Source organism: Huintestinicola butyrica (assembly GCF_025567215.1).
Classification (GTDB): domain Bacteria; phylum Bacillota; class Clostridia; order Oscillospirales; family Ruminococcaceae; genus Huintestinicola; species Huintestinicola butyrica.
In genome coordinates this window covers 12,094-28,624 of record NZ_JAOQKB010000017.1, presented here as the reverse complement: position 1 = coordinate 28,624, position 16,531 = coordinate 12,094, and the positions used below count along the sequence as shown (strand labels likewise).

General features: G+C 46.7%; 12 protein-coding genes. 1 reads left to right on the top strand and 11 read right to left on the bottom strand.

What is annotated here, in order from left to right; genetic code table 11:
* Positions 1 to 5: 5 nt before the first annotated feature.
* The 8 genes from OCV68_RS13470 to OCV68_RS13435 form a co-directional block, all read right to left on the bottom strand.
* The gene (locus OCV68_RS13470; RefSeq protein ID WP_227177025.1) at positions 6 to 1,403 is read right to left on the bottom strand and encodes an FtsK/SpoIIIE domain-containing protein; all 1,398 of its coding nucleotides are present in this window, start codon (positions 1,401 to 1,403) and stop codon (positions 6 to 8) included.
* Between the two features lie 38 nt (positions 1,404 to 1,441).
* On the bottom strand, positions 1,442 to 1,819 hold the full coding sequence (locus tag OCV68_RS13465; RefSeq protein ID WP_021390915.1) for a YdcP family protein: 378 nt from the start codon (positions 1,817 to 1,819) through the stop codon (positions 1,442 to 1,444).
* 21 nt (positions 1,820 to 1,840) lie between these two features.
* A complete protein-coding gene (locus tag OCV68_RS13460) occupies positions 1,841 to 2,155 on the bottom strand; it encodes a YdcP family protein (RefSeq protein ID WP_227177024.1) in 315 nt (104 codons plus the stop codon).
* 112 nt (positions 2,156 to 2,267) lie between these two features.
* The gene (locus OCV68_RS13455; protein WP_095926336.1) at positions 2,268 to 3,335 is read right to left on the bottom strand and encodes a DNA cytosine methyltransferase; all 1,068 of its coding nucleotides are present in this window, start codon (positions 3,333 to 3,335) and stop codon (positions 2,268 to 2,270) included.
* A 268-nt stretch (positions 3,336 to 3,603) separates the two neighbouring features.
* The gene (locus OCV68_RS13450) at positions 3,604 to 4,041 is read right to left on the bottom strand and encodes an alpha/beta fold hydrolase (RefSeq protein ID WP_262573407.1); all 438 of its coding nucleotides are present in this window, start codon (positions 4,039 to 4,041) and stop codon (positions 3,604 to 3,606) included.
* A complete protein-coding gene (locus OCV68_RS13445; protein WP_262573405.1) occupies positions 4,038 to 4,634 on the bottom strand; it encodes a TetR/AcrR family transcriptional regulator in 597 nt (198 codons plus the stop codon). Before OCV68_RS13445 ends, OCV68_RS13450 begins: the two co-directional genes overlap by 4 nt.
* 370 nt (positions 4,635 to 5,004) lie before the next feature.
* Positions 5,005 to 6,546 (bottom strand): alpha-amylase family glycosyl hydrolase, encoded by a 1,542-nt coding sequence (locus OCV68_RS13440; protein WP_262573403.1) that lies wholly within the window; start codon positions 6,544 to 6,546, stop codon positions 5,005 to 5,007.
* Between the two features lie 369 nt (positions 6,547 to 6,915).
* Positions 6,916 to 7,785, bottom strand: coding sequence for a LacI family DNA-binding transcriptional regulator (locus OCV68_RS13435; protein ID WP_262573400.1), 870 nt, complete (start codon positions 7,783 to 7,785; stop codon positions 6,916 to 6,918).
* A 102-nt stretch (positions 7,786 to 7,887) separates the two neighbouring features.
* Between OCV68_RS13435 and OCV68_RS13430 the strand changes: the two genes are divergently transcribed.
* Entirely contained in the window at positions 7,888 to 9,837 is a 1,950-nt protein-coding gene (locus tag OCV68_RS13430; RefSeq protein WP_262573397.1) for a coiled-coil domain-containing protein, read from the top strand.
* A gap of 61 nt (positions 9,838 to 9,898) precedes the next feature.
* Here OCV68_RS13430 and carB read toward each other — a convergent pair whose 3' ends face one another.
* The 3 genes from carB to OCV68_RS13415 all read right to left on the bottom strand — a co-directional run bounded on the left by carB (position 9,899) and on the right by OCV68_RS13415 (position 16,401).
* A complete protein-coding gene (gene carB / locus OCV68_RS13425) occupies positions 9,899 to 13,111 on the bottom strand; it encodes a carbamoyl-phosphate synthase large subunit (protein WP_262573394.1) in 3,213 nt (1,070 codons plus the stop codon).
* Positions 13,112 to 13,406: 295 nt separating this feature from the next.
* The gene (locus tag OCV68_RS13420; protein WP_262573392.1) at positions 13,407 to 14,009 is read right to left on the bottom strand and encodes a response regulator; all 603 of its coding nucleotides are present in this window, start codon (positions 14,007 to 14,009) and stop codon (positions 13,407 to 13,409) included.
* Positions 13,999 to 16,401 (bottom strand): ATP-binding protein, encoded by a 2,403-nt coding sequence (locus tag OCV68_RS13415; protein ID WP_262573390.1) that lies wholly within the window; start codon positions 16,399 to 16,401, stop codon positions 13,999 to 14,001. Before OCV68_RS13415 ends, OCV68_RS13420 begins: the two co-directional genes overlap by 11 nt.
* Positions 16,402 to 16,531 lie beyond the last annotated feature (130 nt).

The following is a 16,531-nucleotide window of genomic DNA, read 5'->3' as shown; positions in this document are numbered from 1 at the left end:
GCAGGTCAGTCCGTTTCTGCGGCTTTCGCTTCGCACGCCGCCTGCACTCCCTGCCTGCTGTCTATGAGCTTTTTTATTTCCTTGAGGAAATCGTGTCCTTTTGGTACAAGGGGCGTGTAAAACTCCGAGATAACGCTGGTTCCCACATCCACATAGCCACGCCCCTTTATCTGCTTTAGGAAGAAGTCCTTTGTGGTTTCCCCAAACATCATTCCATAGCCCATTTCCGACATCCGCCCCAGAGCCACACGGAAATTGAACTGGTCACGGATTCCGTCCCCCAGATACTTTGCGTCTGGACGCTGGCAGGCGAGAATCAGGAAAAAGCCAGCCTGCCGCCCAAGCATAACGATTTGTTTTAGCTTGTTAAGGACAGCGGCATTTTCCTTTGTACCGAGCATTTCCATAAATGCCACATATTCATCAAAGATAAGGAAATGTGCCGGAAGCCCCAGATAAGCATAGTTTTCCCCTGTCCGGTAATTCTCCATGAGCTTCATGTCTTCGCTGCGTTTCATCATTTCCTCATAGAAACGGTCAATACAGGTGAGCATATCTTCCTTTTTGTAGTACACATCCGGCATAACCGCCTGTAAATCCGCAAGGTCGGCGTTCTTCGGGTCTAACACGGACAGGACGGCGTTGGTGCGGAGCAGGGCTTCAATAAGGGTCAGGATGAAATAAGTCTTTCCGCCGCCGGTTCCTCCGGCAATGAGCATATGAGGGAGCTTGTCATACTCCCACCAGACATTTTTCATAAGCCGGAGCCTGCCGTCCTTTGCCTGCACGTCCTCAATGGAGATACGGTTGGCAATAGTATCATAAAGCAGGGTGTACTCCACATAGGAATCCTTTAATTCCTTATCCGTCAGCTCACAGTATAAGCCGCTTTCCAGCTTTTTCTCCAAGTTTAAGAGCTGTTCCTGATATTTCCCTAAGGTGATTTCCACACGGATATGGAGCAAGCCCTGTTTCATCCGGTAGTAGATTTTAGGAAAGTAAGTGATGGTTTCTTTGGAACGGCTGGAAGACAAGTCCTTGAAAAAAGCGTCTTCCTTTTTTTGCTCTGATTCATACCACTTGTTTTCCAACACCATCCTTGCCAGCTTTTGGCGGTGGATGAGCTGCTTTACTTCATCCCTGCGGTATCGCCAGAACAGAAGAACGGCTGTAAGACACACCAACCCTGCCACGCCCATACTGAATAACAGGTAAGGGATGTTTACATCCTGTACTATCTGGGAGAGGGACTCTTCCTGCCAGTTGGTTCCGGCAATCTGCCGGATATGAAACAGCAGGACAACCAGCAGGAAGACAGGGAACAGAGAAGCAAGGGCAGTATGGAATACAAGGTCTTTATCCGTGGGACGGATACGTTTTCCACGGTGGAAAAGCTGCTTCATGGGAACAATCCTCCTTTCGCTTTCTTCTTATATTCCTGTTATTTTACAGGGGGAGCGTCTTTCTTCGGCGGCTGTGGATTCATGGCAGCCCCTTTTTTCAGGACAATATCCTCCGCCTTGATGTACCAGTCCACCTCTGCCCCCTGAAAGGTAGCCGTTGCCACGGTATCTGCCACAGGATTGATAAGTTCTACCTCTGCGTTGTAATCGAACTCCTTTAACGGCACGCTGGCAGGGATGGAAACCTGAATCATACGTCCCTGTCCTCTGGATTTTAAGTCATAGGTACGCTCCTTGATTTCTTCTGATACCGAGCCGTCTTCATTCTGGAGGTGAACCTCACGGCGGAGGGCAGAAAATTTCAATGCCCCGAATGTTGCTTCTTTGTCAATTACGATTCCGTTTGCTAATCTCATAGTTTGATGTCCTCCTTTTCCTTACGCTTTTACCATATCGTCAGCGTGCAAAATGTAGTTGGTAAAGCCCCTTGTGCCGATTTTATAGCCCTCTGCGGTGATACGGGGATTGACGAGCTTCACACGTTCCTCAAAATCAAAATGTTTCTCTCCGGCTTCGGCAGGGAGGATAACCACAATATCATCTGCCCTCTGTACGTCTGAATACAGGTTGAAACTACGAGAGAGTATCGCCATGCGTCCGTTGATTTTTCTCTGTTCTGTTTTGTCTTCTCCGGCAAACTCCAAGTTGCCGAATGTCTTTTCCATGTTGGGGATAACGAATTTTAATTCCATATAGATGTACCTGTCCTTTCTGAAATAATATAGTTGGTTCGATAGCTTCTGTTGATGTTCCACCCGACAACGGAGGAGAACGATTTTTCTCTGTCATACAAAACTGCCTTTCTTATTCATGTATGGTTTCTGCTATTCCTGCCATGATGTAATCAGCACACGGCAGGGCGATTGCGTTTCCAAGTGCTTTGCATCGTGCATTATCACTAATGGGTTGTCCTAAATTTCCATATGCTGTCCACCCCTCCGGTAATCCCATCAGGCGCTCACACTCAACAGGTGTCAAATTTCGGAGAACTCCGTCTTTTTCTTCCCCCTCATACCAGAATGAAATCATATTGACTGCTTTTGCCAGTAAAGTTGGAAAAGGTTCATCTGGCCGTCCGAAACTTGCGAGGAAAGCAGACTGGTTTCCTGATTTTGCAGCACTCCGCATACGCCGTTCCTGAAAGGGGCGGATGATGGGTATCTTCCCCCTTGTTTTATCAAGAGATATTCGACTGGCTCCGGCGGCGGGCAGCCCGTAGTCTGTGCAAGGCGGAGGAATCGGGAACATATCGCGGGGCTTAAATAGTATTTCTGCGGAACGCTGTCCTCTAAAATCCGCCACAAGGAAGATTCTTTTTCTTCGCTGAACAAGCCGGGGCTTTCCCCAATACTGGGCGTCCATGAGCCGCCAGCACAGGTCAGTTTTTCCCCCTCGCACCATACCGGCGTTAGCCCATCCTCCAGTAGGAGGCATTGAAATTTCGGTATCGGAAAATGATTGCAGCACGGCTCTAAAATCCATCCGGTCATTTGAAGAAAACGCTCCCATGACGTTTTCCCAAACAGCGATAACTGGATATAACCCATTTGTAGCACACCTCATTTCTTCTATAATTCTGATAGCCTGAAAAAACAGACCTGATTTGCTTCCAGCCAGTCCCTCACGTTTCCCGATTTTAGAAAGGTTCTGGCAGGGAGAGCCGAATGTAATAATATGGACAGGAGGGATGTGTCCTCCATGTATCTTTGTAATATCCCCTAAATGTTCCATGCCGGGGAAATGGCGTTTTGTTATGGCAATCGGGGATTTTTCAATCTCACTTGCCCAAACGGGAATGATTCCATTACGGGAAGCCGCAAGAGGGAACACGCCGATTCCGTCAAACAGGCTTCCTAATTTAAGGGCACACATAGACCGCCTTTCGTTTTACTTTTTCATGTGTTATTTCCATTTTTCTGCTCCTTTCCAGACAATAAAAAAAACACCATCAATGGAAGTCCATTCAATGGCGTTTGTTGTTGTCTGCTAATGTTTCAAGGTAAAGCAGAAAGCTCAATAGAAAAAGACGCAAATCTCAAAAATGCGTCTTTTTCTATCTTCATATTCATTTTTTATAAAAGCACTGTCTGCCTGCTGTCTGCAAAGCCTTGATTTTACTGGTTTTCTACTACCATCCTTATCAAAGCCTTGCTAATACAAGCTTTTCCTTTTTATTTTTCTTAACATACTGCGAATCCACCGTCAGAGTGGAAACCATTATAAGACCGCCAACCTTGTATTTTTTTGCATACAGCTGCGCAAGAACTCCGCCGTCGCTGATGCCGCACAATACAGGCTTTTCAATGCCCAGCTTTCCGAAAAGTGCATGAAGCAGATCAGCCATTTCATCATTCTTGCTGACCTCAACAGGATAGTTCATCATTATCACACGATAATCATTTTCAAGCGCCGAAACATATTTGATCCAGGAATGATAGATGTCCATTCCGTTGAGGAATACTACAGTCTGCTTTCCGCTGCCAGCATCGACAACCTGAAAATCATACCCCAAGACTGTTACCTTGCTGAATTTGTGTGTGTTGAAAAATGCGTTGTAATCTTCTGAAAATTTTCTCATATTATATCGCCCTTTCCGCTTATATATATTTCAATGGTGCGCAGTATCACCTGAATACTGTTCTCTATGGAAGCCTTCACCATGGTGTCGCTGTGCTCTCTTATGGCGTAGATAGATTTTATAAGGTTAACAAAGGTTCCTACATCAACGCCGTCACGCACGTTATTTATCAGCGAAAGCCAGATCTGTGCCGTTTTGAGCTGAGCATCGGGGTCAAACAGATCCTGTTTTTTTATGTGCTTTTGCAGCCAGAAAAAATCATTGACCGTAAGACTGCCCATAAGGTCATAATCGGAGTGGATATACATATTAAAAAAGCTGATAAATTCATGTGCTGACATCTGCCGCCGACCATTCAGTGCGGCAAGCAGCATTTTCTCTGTTTCTCTGTTTGCATAATCCGCAATTTCAAGGATAAAGTCCTCCTTTGAGTCAAAGAAAATGTAAAAGCTGCCCTTAGCAATCCCCACAGCGGAGGTTATCTTCTCCACAGACATTCTTTGCAGCCCCAGCTCTCTGCTGAGCCTTATTCCCGCAAGTATCAGTTCATGCCGCAGTTTTGTCATTTCTTCTTCTGTAAAAGCTATCGGCATTAGCACACCTCATTTCTGTGACCGTTTCTATTCATTTTGGTCACAGCTATATGTTACCATACGCTAACTGTAATGTCAAGCTATTTTGGAATGATTTGTTAAAGTTGTATATTTGCAACAAAATCTCATAAGGTTTTATGTATAAAAAATCGCAGAAGTCGGTATTGACCTCTGCGATTTAAAAGGATATTCAGAATATTTGATTATTAGAACCCGTCTTCACAAGCATATGCGCACGTCTTTTCGGCAAATTTTGCCGCAGACTGCGTTAAAAATCCTTGCCGGGCGAAAGCCCGCCTGCGGATTTTTGCCTACTCTGCAACAAAATTATGCTCGAAAATCCGCACACATTTCTTATGAAGACAGGTTCTTACTTAACAGTATAAAATCCTGCGCTTTTGGCGGGAACAGTGATAATGCCGTTTTCGGCAGAAGCCTTACCCCCGAAGCTGTAAATGCTTTCACCAAGCGAAGGATTGCTTTCAAAGGAAACCTCTCTGTCAGCGGGATTGATGATAACAAGTATCTTTTCGTCACCGCTGCTTCTTACATATGCAAGAGGATATTTGTTCTTTTCGGCATATACAAACTCTATCTCGCCCTTGCTGAGAAGTGCCTTGTGGGACTGCCTTATTTCTATAAGCCTGTTTATCTCATGCCACAGAGAATTTTCATCTGCCATTTCGGCAGCAGCGGTGGGTCTGTCGGCACTTTCGTCCTGCCTGATGTACAGCGCTTCCTTGGGTGCGGAGCTGAAGCCTGCATTTGTGGTGCTGTCCCACTGCATGGGGGAGCGTGAACCTGTTCTGCCGTAGCCGCCCTCAACAGAGGTAAGGCCCTCAACATATCTCATGCCGATCTCGTCGCCGTAGTAGATAAAAGGCGCTCCCGGCATTGAAAGCAGGAATGCAAAGGCAATTTTCAGGTTATCACCCTTGATAGTGCGTGCCAGTCTGTCCATGTCGTGATTGCCCGAGGGTATGCAGATAAGCCCTTTTTTCTCGGACTTTTCGTAATTCTCCTTATACTTTGACACGAACTCGGAAACATCGCCCTTGCCTCTGTCGGAGAAGAAAGGTTCCTCGCAGCGGAAAAGGTCATTATAATGAGACGGGCCGAAGTGGAGCAGGAAGTCCATATGGAAGCCGCCCTGAATGGATTTGTCAGGCTCGCCCCATTCTGATACCATTGCAGCTTCGGGGAATTCCCTGTCAAGGAATTCTCTTACATTCTGCCAGAGCTTGATAGTACCCTTGCCGTCCTCATCGTTCTTGACCAGGGAGCCTGCCATATCCACACGGAAGCCGTCGCAGCCCATTCCCAGCCAGAAGCGCATAACGTCCTTCATAGCTTCAAGAGTTGCCTTGGGGCCCTCTGCGTCCATAGGCTGCTGCCAGGGACGCTCGCATTTATAGAAGCCGTAGTTTAGCGCAGGCTGATGTGAGAAAAAGTTTACCGCACAAGTACCGTCTCTGTCGGAAAATCCTCTTATGCTGCCCATATTCTGAGGGCTTTCCCAGATGGAATCAGTCCATACATAACGGTCGGTGTATTCATTCTTTTCAGCCTTCATTGATTCCTTGAACCACTTGTGCTGAACGCTTGTATGACCCGGAACAAGGTCAAGAAGAACGTGCATATCACGCTTGTGAACCTCATCAAAAAGATGCCTGAGATCCTCGTTAGTTCCGTATCTGGGAGCGACCTTGCAGTAATCGGAAACATCATAGCCCGCATCGCCGAAAGGGGACTCGAAGCAGGGATTTATCCAGATAGCGTTGCAGCCCAGCTTTTTGATATAATCAAGCTTTTCGATTATTCCGTTGAAGTCGCCGATACCGTCACCGTTGGTGTCGTTGAACGATTGAGGATATATCTCATAAAATACTGCATTATCAAGCCACTTTGCCATAAAAAATTACCGTCCTTTCAAAAATATGAATCGTTATATATTTCACATTATTGCTTTCTGGTTATATAATACTGCTTTTGACCACGCATTTCTATCAAAAAAGCACTATATAATAATACTATCCTACTTTTTAAATCAGATAAACAAAAAGCACCGAAGCAGATGTCCGTTTCGGTGCCAATGTTATACTAATCTTCAATCGCTCTATAGGCAAAGCCGACAGATGAAATAAGACCAGTCAAGGAAAGCGACCGCAGGCGGGCTTGCCGCCCGGCAAGGGAGCTTGACGAAGAATGGGCTTATTTCAGCCGAGGATTTGTCTGTAGGTTGATTGAAGATTAGTATTATAGTTTTGTATTGCCAGACCTGTCAATGCTGATTTATGTCAGCCACAGAGCCTCGCTCCACCAGCCGTGTATGAAGCTGCACCGAACTTATCTGTATGCCGCTTTTTATCTGCTGCATGGTGAAAAATGCAACTTTTCCAATGTGAAGTCTGTTCTGATAAATAGTTGTCAGCGGAGGAACGCAGCATTCGGAAATGGGCAGATTGTCATAGCCTGTGATGCTTATATCCTGCGGAACACGATAGTCTGCTTTTGTAAGCTCCTTTATGGCGTTTGAAGCGAGCACATCGCTTATGCAGACGATAGCCGTTACATTTTCCTTTGCAATATCCAGCACCATTCTTTTGATGCCCTTGCCCGAGAAATGCCCGTACTTGATGATGCTTTCCGAAACAGGTATCCCCAAAGCAGTCAGATTATCCGCATATGCGTTTTTTCGCTCGATGGTAACTATGCTGTCAGCTTCGCCGCCAAGAAAATCTATTTTCCGATGACCTTTTGCATAAAGGTACTTCACCGCCTGAGTTATACCGTCGGCATTGTCACAGCCGACTCTTGCCACAAGGGGATTTTCGATGTAGTTATCAAGCGCAACCATGGGTATGTTATGCCCACGGTTGCGCTCGATAAAGTCAATATGCGGGCGAAATCCGAGGAAAAAGATACCCTCATAATTCTTATCAATGATCAGATGGTCATAGTCACCTGTGTTGACCTGATCCTCAGTAACTGAGATTATGTTTATCCCCACATTATTTTCAATGGCAGCCGTCTGGATACCTGCGATTATCTCATATCCAAACTGATTGCTCGTGCCGTAATGTATTCCGAAAACCAGCACGGCAACGTTTTTCTTGCACATCATACGCTCGGGGCTGATGTTATATCCCATTTCGGCAGCGCATTTCCGCTGCTTTTTCTTATAACAAACCATATTGACAATAACAAAGTGCTGTGATACAATATATAAAAAGTACAAAAGGGGGCGGTCATCATGCTTACCACACAGCTTCGTCAGATAAAAAGTTACCCCACATATCAGCTCCATGCTTACACCAGAAGCAGCAGCTCGGCAGCAGAGGATATGTTCCGAATATGTATCCTTGAAACAATGAAATGGCTGCGTTCAAGGCTTTCTCGCTTTGACACCCTGCCCGAACAGATAATGCTTCCCGAACCGGAAAACTATGATCTGCTGTCGTTTGATATGCTCCAGTCATTCAGCCTTAGCATAGGCTTTAATATCAGCGTTGTTTTTATTGAAAGCAGGGGAGTGTGGTCGTTTGAGCTTACGGAAACTGATATGGGCGAAAATCCCGGCACTGACAGAGAGCGCCCTCCCGTAAACGGCAGGACATTCCGCACCGAAATTTCTTTCATGCTGCATAACGCCTGCGTTGAGATAGGTATCCGGACCATATGCTCCGAGCCATCGGACACAACAGCGCCATGCAAGGTTTTCCGCCCCGCAATAGTTAAAATGCTGGCACAAAATCCCATGATCGGTCTCAGAAACGAATATGAGATGAACGGTCAGCCGCTTGATATAACCACAAGGTCTGAGGCAAACCGCCTTATTGATGCAGTGCAGGACCCTAAGTTCAACATACCCGTGGTAATAGCAGCGGAAGCACCGTATGAAGCGGAAGAATGTCATGAAATATCAGCTGCCGATGTGAAAGCTCTGCTGAGCAAACATATGGCAGCATTAAAAGGATACGGTCTTGATGATATCCAGCTATCGCTGTACGGTCTCAGACCCGCAGATGAATTATCCTCTGTCAGGGTGGATATATCTCACCTGGGCTTTGAAACAAAGCTTGCAAACAAAGATCATACCATTTCGGAAGCAAAGCCTCAAATGCCTGAAAAGCCTGCTGTTTCTATTACCGATGAAAAAGCGGACAGGCTTCGGACATTTGACTATCAACGCCTTGCACGGAAGTCGGTGGGATATGCCTTTATATGCTTTGTAAAAGAGGATTGCTTCGGCATCTTCAATAACCGAATGGATATGAAGCTGCAATGCGGAGATGTTATTATCATCGACCATAACACAGTGATTGAAAGATTTCCTTACAGCGTATCATCTGCTGATTTTGATGAATTTTACTGTCGGATAAAGGAAAAAGTTCTTTCTCTGCCCATGCGCAATACCGTTGATTTCGGCAATGTAGTTTTCGGCAGTGATGCAAGACTGCTGGAAATAAAGGAAAAGAAGAAGCAGAACATCACTATTGAGGAAAAATGCGATCTGCTTTCTCAGGAAAACAGAGAACTTAAAAATAAAATACGTGATCTGGAACAGAAATCCGCCGCAGGCAACCAGACCTCCGATGAACTCAGGCAGTACAGAAAGCTTCTTCGTGAATCGGAGGAAAATGCTGCACAGCTTTCCGCAAGCCTTAATGAACTTGAAATGCGTTACCGTAAAATAAGCGATGCGTTCTATAATTCAGCATCTGTAATAAAATTTTACAAGGACAAAGCCGAAGCAGCGGCTGAATTTCCCACAGAAATATCCGCAGTGGCGGAATGGGCGGAACGTGAGTACGGCGAATACATTGAAATAAGCTCACGGGCAAAAAGCGAGCTGAAAAAATATTCGGGAAGTCTGGACGTTTCCACCCTTTGCGACGGCATATATTTTCTCAGCGGTTACGCTAAATTCAAAACAGGCAGGATAGATAAACAGCTCCTTGACCTGTACGCCGAGCACTCAGGCTGGGAAGTCCAGAACTGCGGAAAAGAAGCATTGAAAATCTATAAAAGCGACTACACAATGAACATTGACGGCAGAAAACTTCTTATGGATCAGCACATAAAATACGGCATAAAATCTCAGGTGCTTATCCGTGTATATTTCACCTGGGACGATGAAGCAAAGAAAATTGCCATTGGCTATATGCCCGGGCATCTTCCTACTGTACGAAACAGCACATAAAAAAGGCTCCTTCCGATATGAAAGCCCATATCGGAAGGAGCCTTTTTATTTATTGACTATATCATTCGATCTCGCTGTGGAACTTCTGGAGAGACTTGACTGTGTTTGCACCTCTGCTTCTTACAGCCTTGATGCCCTCAACAGTAGCCTTTGCAGCCGCAACGGTAGTAACATAGAATACACGCTTGCGGATAGCGCTCTTTCTGATGTAGCTGTCGTCCTCGAGACCCTGCTTGTTGTCGGGAGTGTTGATGATGATATCTATCTCGCCGTTGGTGATAGCGTCAAGAATGTTGGGTCTGCCCTGCTGGAGCTTGCAGATCTTTTCAGCCTTGATGCCGTTCTTGGTGAGCAGGTCATAGGTTCCGCCTGTAGCGATTATCTTGAAGCCGAGAGCCTCAAAATCCTTTGCAACGCTTACTATCTCAGGCTTGTCGTTGTCATTTACGCTGATAAGAACAGTGCCCTCCAGCGCAATTCTTGTCTGAGTAGCCTCCTGAGCCTTGTAATATGCCTCGCCGAAATTGTCGGACATTCCCAGAACTTCACCTGTGGAGCGCATCTCGGGGCCAAGGAGAGGATCGACCTCACTGAACATATTGAAGGGGAATACGGCTTCCTTTACACCGTAGTGCTTGAACTTCTTTTCACGAAGCTCGGGCACGGGTGAGGGCTTGCCTGTGATAGGTGCAGTGATTATTTGGGTAGCAAGCTTTACCATCTGGATATTGCATACCTTTGAAACCAGAGGAACGGTTCTCGATGCACGGGGATTTGCTTCAAGCACATATACCTTGCCGTCCTCGATAGCATACTGCATATTCATAAGACCCTTTACGCCCATTTCCTTGGCGATCTTCTTGGTGTATTCCTTGATAGTCGCAACATTTTCTGCGGAAATGTTAAGAGAGGGGATAATGCAGGCAGAGTCGCCCGAGTGGATACCTGCAAGCTCGATATGCTCCATAACAGCAGGAACGAATACGTTCTCGCCGTCGCTGATAGCGTCAGCCTCGCACTCGAGAGCATTGTGCAGGAATCTGTCTATAAGAATAGGTCTGTCGGGAGTTACGCCGACAGCGGCATTCATATAAACTCTAAGGTTTTCAGCATCGTGAACAACTTCCATTCCACGTCCGCCAAGAACGTAGGAAGGACGAACCATTACAGGGTAGCCGATCTTCTCTGCAATAGAGAGAGCGTCGTCAACCGTAACAGCCATTCCCGACTCTGGCATGGGGATACCAAGCTTTTCCATCATGCCTCTGAACAGGTCTCTGTCCTCTGCAAAGTCGATGGTCTCGGGAGTTGTTCCGAGAATGTTCACGCCTGCCTTTTTAAGGTCAGCCGCAAGATTAAGGGGAGTCTGTCCGCCAAACTGTGCGATAACGCCCACGGGCTTTTCCTTTTCATGGATAGAAAGAACATCTTCAAGAGTAAGGGGCTCGAAATAAAGCTTGTCAGAGGTATCATAGTCGGTGGAAACAGTCTCAGGGTTGCAGTTTACCATGATAGTCTCGAAGCCCAGCTCCTTGAGAGCATTTGCAGCGTGAACGCAGCAGTAATCGAACTCAATACCCTGACCGATTCTGTTGGGGCCTGAACCCAGTATCATTATCTTGGGTCTGTCGTTGTTAACGGGATCCTTATCGGTTCCATTGTAGGAGGAATAATAGTAAGCAGCGTCCTGAGTTCCGCTTACGTGAATGCCCTCCCATGTCTCAACGATGCCGTACTCAGTTCTCTTTGCACGGATATCATTCTCGGGAACATCAAGTATCTGTGAAAGGTACTTGTCAGAGAAGCCGTCCTTCTTAGCCTGTGCAAGAACGTCCTTTTCAGGAATAGCGCCCTTGGCTGCGATAAGTGCGTTTTCTTCATCAACAAGCTCCTTCATCTGCTCAATGAAGTACTTCTTTATCTTTGTAAGCTCAAACAGCTCATCAACGGTAGCACCCTTTCTGAGAGCCTCATACATGATGAACTGGCGCTCGGAAGAGGGAACGTGGAGCATACCGATAAGCTCTTCCTTGGTCTTATCGTGGAAATCCTTTGCAAAGCCCAGACCGTAGCGGCCCTTTTCAAGGCTTCTGATAGCCTTCTGGAAAGCTTCCTTGTAGGTCTTGCCGATGCTCATTACTTCGCCCACAGCACGCATCTGAGTACCAAGCTTGTCCTCGGCGTTCTTGAACTTCTCAAATGCCCAGCGTGCAAACTTGATAACGATGTAGTCACCGTCGGGATAATACTTGTCAAGAGTACCGTACTTGCCGCAGGGGATATCCTCCAGAGTAAGACCTGTTGCCAGCATTGCGGAAACAAGTGCGATAGGGAAGCCTGTTGCCTTGGAAGCAAGTGCGGAGGAACGTGATGTTCTGGGGTTTATCTCGATAACGATGATCCTGCCGTCCTCGGAGTTTCTTGCAAACTGAACGTTGGTTCCGCCGATGACCTGAATAGCGTCAACGATCTTGTAAGCCTGACGCTGCAGCTCCTTCTGAACGTCCTCGGGAATGGTGAGCATAGGTGCGGAGCAGAAGCTGTCGCCTGTATGAACACCCAGAGGGTCGATATTTTCAATAAAGCAAACGGTTATCATGTTGCCCTTGCGGTCACGCACGACCTCAAGCTCCAGCTCTTCCCAGCCGAGAACGGACTCTTCGACCAGTACCTGACCTACGAGAGAAGCCTGGAGACCTCTTGCACAGACAGTTTTAAGCTCTTCTGTGTTATATACCAGACCGCCGCCTGTACCGCCCATTGTGTATGCGGGACGGAGGCATACGGGATAGCCCAGCTTGTCAGCGATCTTCAGCGCCTCTTCAACAGAGTATGCGACCTCGCTGCGAGCCATGGCAATTCCAAGGCTGTCCATAGTTTTCTTGAATTCGATTCTGTCCTCGCCACGCTCGATAGCATCTACCTGAACGCCGATTACCTCAACATTGTACTTTTTAAGGATACCCTTCTTGTCAAGCTCTGAGCAAAGGTTAAGACCGGACTGACCGCCAAGGTTAGGCAGCAGGCAGTCGGGGCGCTCAGCAGCGATGATCTCTTCAAGTCTCTCAGCGTTAAGAGGCTCAAGATAGGTAACATCAGCAATGCCCGGGTCTGTCATGATGGTTGCGGGATTGGAGTTGACAAGCACGATCTCGTATCCAAGCTTTCTCAGCGCCTTGCACGCCTGAGTGCCCGAATAATCAAATTCGCACGCCTGTCCGATGATTATCGGTCCTGATCCGATAATAAGAACTTTTTTACGGTTATTCCCCATAGTTAGTATCTCCCTTGAAATTTATCGTAATGGAATAGTTAGCTTTTCCATTATAGCACATTTCAGACAAAAAGCCAATAGATTTTGCAAATTTTTTGCTGAATTTACTGCTTTTACAAGAGAGTGCCGTTTTAGAACCCGTCTTCACAAGCATATGCGCACGTCTTTTCGGCAAATTTTGCCGCAGACTGCGTTAAAAATCCTTGCCGGGCGAAAGCCCGCCTGCGGATTTTTGCCTACTCTGCAACAAAATTATGCTCGAAAATCCGCACACATTTCTTATGAAGACAGGTTCTTAATTCGTTCTGATGTTGGAGCAAAGCAGCTTTTTTAAGTCTCCCAGCGTTTCGCAGCCGCTTTTTTCACGCATAGATGCCAGCAGCTTTTTAACATAGCTGTAGGAATAAAACAGCTTGTCGCATATTTCCTTGCCGCTGTAACCCATTGCTATAAGCTCTGCCACTTTGCACTCGGTCTCGGTAAAATAAGCCGTCGGGAACTGTGACGACAGCACAGGCTCAGATTTTTTCAAAAGATTACTTATCCTTGCAAGCAGTATTTTCTGAGAAAAGGGCTTTTTGATGTAGTCCGCCGCACCAAGCTGAAAGCCCCTCAGCTCGTCCTCCTCGTCGGACATTCCCGTAACGAACACCACAGGGATATTTCTGCATTTGGGCATTGATTTTATTTCGATTATAACGCTGTAACCGTCTATATCGGGCATTCTTACATCAAGGAGGATAAGGTCGGGGAGAGCTTTATCCGAAAGAGCTTCAAGCGCTTCTCTGCCTCCCGAATAAAGGCTGACGCTGTAGTTCACGCCCAGCAGCACTGCGGCATTTTTTAACATCACCTTGTCATCATCGACCACCATTATACGCTGCTTTTTATCGTCCATTTTCGTTTCTCCTTTCCATAAACTGCCTGAACAGAGCTTCCGCACTTACAAAGTCAAGCTCGTCAACAAACTCCGCAATATAGGTCAGATTTTTTATATTTTCGCTGTCCGTTTCCATGGCAATAAGCTGTTTCAGGTCATTCTGGGTTTCAAGCCAGATATGCTCTTCCAATCCCTTTTGTATCTGTGCCTCCAGACTGCGGCTGCTGGCAGCTTCGCCGACAGATGAATTGATATTATCTGCTGTTTCCGAAATAAGCAGCTTCATGCCCTCTGCCGCACGCTTCCACTCGAACATCAGCAGACTGCGTGCATGAGCCGCATACTCTCTGTCACCTGCATTCAACCGCTTTTCAAGCTCATTTGCCGCCTCAAACAGCGTTAGAGCGCCAATTCCCTTGGCAGCCGATTTAAGGGAGTGTATCTCAAACACAAGACTGTCGCTGCCACTTTCAAACATTTGCTCCACTTTTTCATGGCTGCGGTCATAGCCGTCAGCAAATATCTCAGCCAGTGCGCAGAAACGGGTAATGTTTCCGCTGAGATAGCTCAGCCCCGATTCAAGGCTGATGTCATACATTTTAAGACCGTCCGAGAGCCTGCGAAAGTCTTCGGGAGAAAGCACGTCCTCGGAAGCACTGCTGATTATGACCTTTTCCGCAGGAAGCAGGGATATGAGCAGCTTTTCCAGCGTATGCCAGCGCACAGGCTTTGAAAGATATGCACAGAACCCTGCCAAAATAAACTTTTCCTCCGACCCAGAAAGTGCCTCGGCTGTGAGAGCAACAACGGGAGTGCTTTCCGGCAGACCGTTTTCACGCATTATCCCAAGAGTTTTTATGCCGTCCGTAACAGGCATCATGTAGTCCAGCAGGATAAGGTCATAATCTGCTTTTTTTACTGCTTCCGCTGCAGATATCCCGTCAGAGGCTGTGTCAACAGTTATCATGGTGCGCTCCAGCAGAAGGCTTATAACGCGAAGATTTTCGGCGTTGTCATCAACCGCAAGTATGCGGCATTCGGGAGCAATAAAGCTGTCGGAGCAGGTCTTTTCGCTTACTTTCAGCGATATCTCGCCTACAGGTGAGCTGTCGCATATCTTCTGCGGTATCTCAATGCCAAAGGTGCTGCCCTTGTTTTCGCAGCTTTCCACAATCAGCCTGCCGCCCATGCTGTCCGCCAGATCCTTTGAAATTGCAAGCCCCAGACCCGTTCCCTCAACAGCACATTCCACAGCGTTTTTGCCACGTCCGAACACCTCAAAAATGTGTTCAAGCTCCTTTGAGGGAATACCTATGCCGGTATCGGAAACGGTTATCCTTAGAACTGCTTTTTTCTCATCATCGCCGCAGGGAACAGTCTCGGCAGAAAGCTTTACGCCGCCCGATTCTGTGTATTTGACTGCGTTGGAGATAAAATTCGTAACTATCTGCCTGAGATGGTTCTTATCGCCCTCAAGCATGGACATCATCTGCGGGGAAAACTCAGTGTCAAAATCCAGCCCCTTTTTTCCGCAAAGCTCGCTGCCTATGGAAGCAAGCTCGGATATAAGCGAATCTGTGCGGTATGGCTTTACGGCGGTTATCATTTTTCCCGACTCTATCTGGGTAACATCAAGGATATTGTTTATTATTGAAAGCAGCAAATCGCCTGCACTCTGTATTTTTGATGTGTATTCCCTGATCTCGCTGCGGTCTGAAGAGCGGGTTATAAGCTCATTCATTCCGAGAATAACATTTATGGGCGTGCGTATCTCGTGGCTCATGTTTGCAAGGAAAATACCCTTTGCCTTGCTGCTTCGTCTGGCTTCCGCCATAGCTTCTTCAAGCTGACGCTGCTGGGCATTGTACATTCTTATCTGAAAGAACATTGCCGCTCCCAGTGCCGCCGACGATATGCAGAAGCCTGTTATGACATCGCCCACAACGCCCTTTTCATCGGGAAAAGATGTTACCCACTGCGGAAATTTATAGGCAGCAACACAGCAGAGGATATATATGACTATCTCGGCAGCAGCGCATATGATACCCGCCATGCCTTCAAGCATAAACAGCGTGAAAACGACTGCAAACACGAAAAAGCATGGCATTCCGCTGTTATATCCCCCTGCGGAGAAGAACATTATGGGGAACAGAAGCATAAACACAAATGTGACCGTTATTATGTAGCACGGTCTGTAGTTGCCAGTTACCGCTGAATACACAAGAAGTGCGCCTGAAAGCAGAGCCGCCGACAGCAGCACAACGCTGTTCAGCGCCGACGCACCGTTTATCAGCGACACCGCAAATATAACAAAGCTCACTAAAAAGCCCGTAACAGCAAGGAGATTAAATATCCTTGCCTTGAAATTAAGTTCCCGTGAAAAAAGCCTGTACTTTATTCTTTTGAGCATATCATCACCCCATATTACTGCTATTATAACATATGCAAACGTGCTTCGCAACGGTTTGAACGCAGAAGTGTCCCTGAGGGACATTGTATTTGCGCCGTGTATATCCTATAATGAAAATGGACTATGATAT

Coding starts and splice junctions, on each gene's coding strand:
- OCV68_RS13450 (WP_262573407.1), bottom strand. CDS start 4,041: ATGAGAAAATTTTCAGAAGATTACAACGCATTTTTCAACACACACAAA.
- OCV68_RS13455 (WP_095926336.1), bottom strand. CDS start 3,335: ATGTGTGCCCTTAAATTAGGAAGCCTGTTTGACGGAATCGGCGTGTTC.
- OCV68_RS13415 (WP_262573390.1), bottom strand. CDS start 16,401: ATGCTCAAAAGAATAAAGTACAGGCTTTTTTCACGGGAACTTAATTTC.
- OCV68_RS13420 (WP_262573392.1), bottom strand. CDS start 14,009: ATGGACGATAAAAAGCAGCGTATAATGGTGGTCGATGATGACAAGGTG.
- OCV68_RS13460 (WP_227177024.1), bottom strand. CDS start 2,155: ATGGAATTAAAATTCGTTATCCCCAACATGGAAAAGACATTCGGCAAC.
- OCV68_RS13430 (WP_262573397.1), top strand. CDS start 7,888: ATGCTTACCACACAGCTTCGTCAGATAAAAAGTTACCCCACATATCAG.
- OCV68_RS13435 (WP_262573400.1), bottom strand. CDS start 7,785: ATGGGATATAACATCAGCCCCGAGCGTATGATGTGCAAGAAAAACGTT.
- OCV68_RS13470 (WP_227177025.1), bottom strand. CDS start 1,403: ATGAAGCAGCTTTTCCACCGTGGAAAACGTATCCGTCCCACGGATAAA.
- carB (WP_262573394.1), bottom strand. CDS start 13,111: ATGGGGAATAACCGTAAAAAAGTTCTTATTATCGGATCAGGACCGATA.
- OCV68_RS13465 (WP_021390915.1), bottom strand. CDS start 1,819: ATGAGATTAGCAAACGGAATCGTAATTGACAAAGAAGCAACATTCGGG.
- OCV68_RS13440 (WP_262573403.1), bottom strand. CDS start 6,546: ATGGCAAAGTGGCTTGATAATGCAGTATTTTATGAGATATATCCTCAA.
- OCV68_RS13445 (WP_262573405.1), bottom strand. CDS start 4,634: ATGCCGATAGCTTTTACAGAAGAAGAAATGACAAAACTGCGGCATGAA.